The following is a 6086-nucleotide window of genomic DNA, read 5'->3' on the forward strand; positions in this document are numbered from 1 at the left end:
GCACCGAGTTGGCCGCCCGCCGGCTGGTCCGGGCCCGGCGTCGACGGCGCCCGGTGGCGATGCTGCTCGGGGCCGTACGCGGCTTCGCCACCCGCAAGATCGGCATCGCGGTGTTCGTGCTGCTCGCCGTGATCGCCGCGTTTGGTGCCCTCTACGGGCGCGCCGCTCACGTCTCCTGGGCCAATGCGCTCTACCTGACCATGGTCACCACGCTCACCGGGCAGGACCCGGACATCGAGAAGGACAGGGCCGAGAAGGTCATGCAGGTGGTGCTCAACCTCGCCGGGGTGGCCCTGATTCCGCTGATCACGGCGGTGGTCGTCGACGGTGTGGTCCGGGCGAGGCTGGCCCTGCACGCCGGGCGGAACTTTGTCGAGCGTTCCGGGCACGTCGTGGTGGTCGGCCTGGGCAACATCGGCACCCGGGTGATGGCCCAGCTCAACGACTTCGGCGTCGAGGTGGTCGCGATCGACAGCAACGCCGACGCCCGGGGTGCCGGGTTGGCCCGGCGGCTGGGCGTACCGCTGGTGGTGGGCGACGCGGCGCAGGAGGAGACGCTGCGCGCCGCCTCGATCGCCACCTGCCAGGCGCTGGTGGTGGTCTCCACCGACGACGGCGCCAACCTGCGGGCGGCGCTGAACGGCCGGACGGTGAACGACCAGCTCCGGGTGGTGCTGCGGCTCTTCGACGGCGACTTCGCCGAGCGGGTGCAGCGGGCCTTCGGCATCGGCACCTCCCGCAGCGTCTCCTATCTGGCGGCACCGTCGTTCGCGGCGGCCCTGCTGGACCGCGCGGTGATCGCCACCATCCCGGTCGGCCGGCACGCGCTGCTGGTCACCGAGGTCGCGGTGGCGGCCGGTTCGAGGCTGGACGGCCGGACACTCGCCAGCGTCGGCCGACCGGGCAGCGTCCGGTTGCTCGCGCACGCCCGGGTCGGGCAGCGTCTCGACTGGTCACCGGACCGGCGGATGATGGTCTCGGCGGGGGACCGGCTGACCGTGATGGCCCGCCGGGCCGGGCTGAACTCCCTGCTCCGCGAGGTCGCTCCACCCGAGCCGGAGCCGCCGGCACCGACCGGCCCACCGGTGCCGCGCGAGGCCGAGGAGTGACGGCACCGGCCACCACCGAGTGAGCAGCTCGGGTCAGGCGCGGGTGGGGCGCAGCGCGTACCAGGCGGCGCCGAGGGCGAGTACGCCGAGGCCGGCGAGCACGCTGGTCAGCGGCAGGTTGACCGCGAGCAGGACACAGCCGACCAGCCCCAGCACGGCGAGGGCCCGCACCGGCAGTCTCCGCTCCGGGTCCCGGCCGAGGGTCAGCGCCGCCGCGTTGGTGATCGCGTAGTAGACCAGCACGGTGACGCTGGAGAAGCCGATCGCGGCCCGGACGTCACCGAGCGCCACCACCAGGATCACCACGGCGGCGACGGCCAGTTCGGCGCGGTGCGGCACCCGGTGTACGGGGTGCACGGTGGCCAGGGCGGCGGGCAGGTCGCGGCGGCGGGCCATCGCCAGCGTGGTGCGACCCACCCCGGCCAGCAGGGACAGCAGCACCCCGGTCACCGCGACGGTCGCCCCGGCGCGGACCACCCAGGCCAGGCCGGGCAGCCCGGCGGCGCTCACCACGTCGGCCAGCGGTGCGGTCGACCCGGCGAGCCGGTCCGGCCCGAGCACACCGAGTGCGATCACGGCCAGCACCAGGTAGACCACCAGCACCAGGCCGAGCGCCAGCGGCACCGCCCGGGGGATGGTCCGCTCCGGCTCCCGGACCTCCTCGCCGAGGGTGGCGATCCGGGCGTACCCGGCGAAGGCGAAGAAGAGCAGGCCGGCGGCGGTGAGCACGCCGCGCGCGGAGCCGCCGGGCTGGTCGATCCGAGCGAGCTGGACGCCGGTCGCGCCGGCCACCGCCACCAGGGCCAGCACCGCCAGCACGACCAGCACCAGGAGCCGGGTGGCGGTGGCGGTCTTGGCGACGCCGCGCAGGTTCACGCCGGTCACCGCGACGACGGCGGCGACGGCCACGAGCCGGGCCTGTCCGGGCCAGAGGTACGCCCCGACGGTCAGCGCCATCGCCGCGCAACTCGCCGTCTTGCCGACCACGAACCCCCAGCCGGCGACGAACCCGGCGAACGGGCCGAGCCGTTCCCGCCCGTAGACGTAGGTGCCGCCGGACTCCGGGTAGCGGGCCGCCAACCGGGCCGAGCTGGTCGCGTTGCAGAACGCCACCGCACCGGCCAGCGCCAGCGCGACCAGCAGTCCGGTGCCGCCGGCTGCCGCGGCGGCCGGAGCGAAGACCACGAAGACGCCCGCGCCGAGCATCGAGCCCAGACCGATGACGACCGCATCCGGTACGCCCAGCCGCCGCACCAACCGTTCCACGGCCCGCAGCCTAGGGGCGTTCGGTGAACGGAGCGCTCCAGTGGCGTAGCCGTTCGGGGAGCGGCAACCCGTCCCAGGGCACCCGGTGCAGCAGCCGGTCCAGCAGCAGGCCCAGCAGCAGGGCGGCGAGCCCGTCGGTGAGCCAGTGGAAGTTCAGGTACGTGGTGGTGACCAGCAGGATCGCCGGGGGCGCGTACCGGACCAGTCGGTAGAGCCCGGTCCGGAGCCGGCCGGCGGTCAGCGCGAGCAGCAGTGCGGCGATCACGCCGTACCAGACGATCGCGTTCGCGACGTGGCCCGACGGGTACGACAGCGAGTAGGCGTCCGGTGGCAGCTCGTGGAAGATCCGTACCGCCTCCTCCGGTGCCAGGAACGGCTCCTTGACCGAGGCGGTCGGGGCGGCCCGGTCGGTCCAGAGCTTGAGCGGACCGATCGTCAGCGTGGTGACCACGAGAGCGGCACCCACCAGCAGGAACGGCCGGATCGTACGGCGTCGCCAGGCCACCGCCACCGCGAGTCCGCCGGAGAGCGGCAGCAGCAGCCCACCGCCCTGACCGAGCAGGTTGAACGCTCGGGCGATCCAGTACAGCGGGGTGGGTGCGTGAGCGAAGGCCCACTCGCTCACCGCGAGGTCGAGGCCGTAGAACCGGCCGGTGGCGAGCGCGGCGGTCAGCGCCGCGAACCCGGCGATCAGCAGGGCGTCGCACCACCAGCCGGCCGGGCGTACCGGCGCCGGGCGCAGCCTCCGGGGTGTCGTTTCCCGCACCCCGCCACGCTACCGGGCCGTCGGGGTGGATCGACCGCGCCTCCGTCCCGGCACTGTGGGGCCGACCACGCGGGGAAGCGTTCCGGGCGGCGAGCCGTCAGACTTGACGCCGTGCGGATCACTTCGGCCCTCGTAGACCCGGCGTTGCTCGACCTGCCCTGGTCGACACCGTTGGAGGAGTGGCCGGCCGAACATCTGGTCGCACTTCCGCAGGGCATCTCCCGGCACGTGGTGCGTTTCGTCCGCCTCGGCGGGTTCGTCTACGCGGTCAAGGAGACCGGCGAGCGGGTGGCCGAGCGGGAGTACGACCTGCTGCGGGCGCTGGAACGGATCGACTTCCCGTCGGTGCAGGCGGTGGCGATCGTCGCCGACCGGCAGTCCGACGCCGGTGAGCCGCTCGACCCGGTGCTGATCACCCGGCACCTCCAGTTCTCCCTGCCGTACCGGGCGTTGTTCTCGCACACGCTGCGGCCGGAGACGATGGGCCGGCTGCTGGACGCGCTCGCCGCGCTGCTGGTCCGGATGCACCTGACCGGCTTCTTCTGGGGCGACTGCTCGCTGTCGAACACGCTGTTCCGGCGGGACGCGGGCGCGTTCGCCGCGTACCTGGTCGACGCCGAGACCGGGGCGCTGCGCAGCGCGCTCTCCAACGGCCAGCGTGGCGAGGACCTGGAGATCGCCCGGGTCAACATCTTCGGCGAGGCGCTCGACCTCGCCGCTGCCGGCCTGCTGCACGACTCGATCGACCCGGAGGTGGTCTGCGAGGAGGTCGTGCAGCGGTACGAGCGGCTCTGGCACGAGATCACCTACGAACAGCAGGTGGAGCGGGACGGTCGGCACGACGTCGAGGGCCGGATCCGGCGACTCAACGAGATGGGCTTCGACGTGGCCGAGGTGGCCATGTCGACGATCGACAACGGGCGGTACCTCATCCGGCCGAAGGTGGTCGACGCCGGCTACCACCACCGGCGGCTGCTCCGGCTCACCGGTCTGGACGCCGAGGAGAACCAGGCCCGCCGGCTGCTCAACGACCTCGACGCGTACCGGGCGGAGAGCGACCTGATCGACGAGCAGCAGGCCGCGCACCGCTGGCTGACCGAGGTGTTCGAGCCGGTGGTCCGCGCCGTGCCCGCGCACCTGCGGCGCAAGCTGGAGCCGCAGGAGCTGTTCGCGCAGATCATCGAGCACAAGTGGCTGCTCTCCGAGGAGGCCGGGCGGGACGTCGGCATGCGGCACGCCGTGCACTCGTTCCTCGGCGACGTGCTGGTGCACCGCCCCGACGAGCAGGCGGTGCTGGGCGTGGAGATCCCGGCGCCCCGCTGACCGGCCAGGTCACTCGACCCAGTCGCCACCGCGCATCACCCGGACGACCCGCAGGTCGTCGTCGAGCACCACCAGGTCGGCGCGGAGGCCGGGCTGGAGGGCGCCGACCTGGTCGCCGAGGCCGATCGCGAGCGCCGGCGTGGTGGACACCATGCGGACCGCGTCGGGCACCGGGATCCCGGCGGCCACCGCGTTGCGCAGCGCCGCGTCCATGGTCAGGGTGCTGCCGGCGATCGCCCCGTCCCGGGCCAGCCGGGCCTCTCCGTCGGTCACGGTCACCGCCTGCCCGCCCAGCTCGTACTCGCCGTCGGGCATCCCGGCGGCGGCCATCGCATCGGTGATCAGCGCACAGCGTTCCGGACCGGCGGTGCCGGTGGCGAAGGTCAACGTGCCCTGGTGCAGGTGCACCCCGTCGGCGACCAGCTCGCACACGACGTTCGGGGCGGTCAGCAACGCCACCACCGGTCCCGGCTCGCGGTGGTGCACCGGACGCATCCCGTTGAACAGGTGGGTGCCGACGTTCGCCCCGGCCGCCACCGCGGCGACGGTCTGCTCGTACGTCGCGTCGGTGTGCCCGACGGCGGCGACCACGCCCTGCCGGGTGAGCAGCTCGATGGCCTCCAACGCGCCCGGGCGCTCCGGGGCGAGGGTGACCATCCGCACCGCGCCGTCACCGAGCTTGATCAACTCGTTCAGCTCGTCGGTGGACGGATCGCGGAGGAACTCCGGGTTCTGCGCGCCGCACCGGGCGGCGGAGAGGTACGGCCCCTCGAAGTGGATACCGGCCAGCACGCCGTCGCCCACCAGCGGGGCGAACGCGGCGGTGGCCGCGCGCATCAGGTCGAACGGCGCGCTGACCAGGCTGGCGAGCAGGCTGGTGGTGCCGTGCCGCAGGTGGAACGCGGCGGCGGCACGGGCCTGGTCGGCGTCGCCGGTGGTGAAGGTGTGCCCACCGCCGCCGTGGGTGTGCATGTCGACGAAGCCGGGCACCACCCAGTGGCCGTCCTGGACCGACGGGTACTCGGCGACAGCGCTGATCCGGTCATCCCGGACCTCGACGCAACCCTGCCGGATCACCCCGCTCGGGGTCACCACCTTGCCGTTAACCCGTACGGTCATCACGTCTCCAGCTGGTCGAGGGCGAGCAGGGCGGCACCGAGGCAGCCCGCCTCGTCGCCGAGGGCGGCCGGGACCAGTCGTGGCTCCCGGTGGAACGTCAGCCGGTCCCGCAGCGCGGCACGCAGCGGGTCGAACAGCCCGGCACCGGCCTGGGCGAGCCCACCGCCCAGGACGATCGTCTCCACGTCGAAGAGGGCCTGGCCGGTGGCCAACCCGTCGGCCAATGCCGCGACGGCCTCCCGCCACACCCGGCTGGCGATCTCCTCACCGGCAGCCGCGCGCGCGGCCACCTCGGCGGCGCTCACCATCGTCGGCGGCGTACCGGAACCGGTGGCGCACCCGACGTCCGACCCGGCGGTGAGTGCGGCGTAGCGGCGGGCGACGGCCGAGGCGGAGGCGATCGACTCCAGGCAGCCGGCCCGGCCGCAGCCGCAGGGCGGGCCGTCCGGGCGGACCAGGATGTGGCCGAGTTCCCCGGCCGCGCCGTGTGCGCCGGTGGCGGC

Annotated in this window: 6 protein-coding genes; 2 read left to right on the top strand and 4 right to left on the bottom strand. The window is 74.0% G+C overall.

Going from position 1 to position 6086, the window contains the following annotated elements:
* Positions 1 to 1109: TrkA family potassium uptake protein (locus EYA84_RS24255; protein ID WP_201272465.1), on the top strand; the 1109-nt coding region annotated here is incomplete at its 5' end.
* Between the two features lie 33 nt (positions 1110 to 1142).
* Here the strand turns inward: EYA84_RS24255 and EYA84_RS24260 are convergent.
* Both EYA84_RS24260 and EYA84_RS24265 read right to left on the bottom strand, forming a co-directional pair.
* Complete coding sequence (locus EYA84_RS24260; protein ID WP_131055659.1) at positions 1143 to 2375, bottom strand: APC family permease; 1233 nt, start codon at positions 2373 to 2375, stop codon at positions 1143 to 1145.
* A 10-nt stretch (positions 2376 to 2385) separates the two neighbouring features.
* Complete coding sequence (locus tag EYA84_RS24265) at positions 2386 to 3141, bottom strand: phosphatase PAP2 family protein (RefSeq protein WP_131055661.1); 756 nt, start codon at positions 3139 to 3141, stop codon at positions 2386 to 2388.
* Positions 3142 to 3252: 111 nt separating this feature from the next.
* Here EYA84_RS24265 and EYA84_RS24270 point away from each other — a divergent pair, with 111 nt between their 5' ends.
* Entirely contained in the window at positions 3253 to 4464 is a 1212-nt protein-coding gene (locus EYA84_RS24270) for a DUF4032 domain-containing protein (RefSeq protein WP_131055663.1), read from the top strand.
* A gap of 9 nt (positions 4465 to 4473) precedes the next feature.
* On the opposite strand, the gene nagA is transcribed toward EYA84_RS24270, so the two are convergent.
* Entirely contained in the window at positions 4474 to 5583 is a 1110-nt protein-coding gene (gene nagA / locus EYA84_RS24275; RefSeq protein ID WP_131055665.1) for an N-acetylglucosamine-6-phosphate deacetylase, read from the bottom strand.
* On the bottom strand, positions 5583 to 6086 hold a 504-nt coding region (locus EYA84_RS24280), incomplete at its 5' end, for an ROK family protein (protein ID WP_131055667.1). The genes nagA and EYA84_RS24280, both read right to left, overlap by 1 nt.

It is taken from the genome of Verrucosispora sp. SN26_14.1 (assembly GCF_004307965.1).
Taxonomy (GTDB): domain Bacteria; phylum Actinomycetota; class Actinomycetes; order Mycobacteriales; family Micromonosporaceae; genus Micromonospora.

Excerpts from the sequence above, each read along its gene's own strand:
- nagA (WP_131055665.1), bottom strand. The coding sequence starts at position 5,583 with ATGACCGTACGGGTTAACGGCAAGGTGGTGACCCCGAGCGGGGTGATC.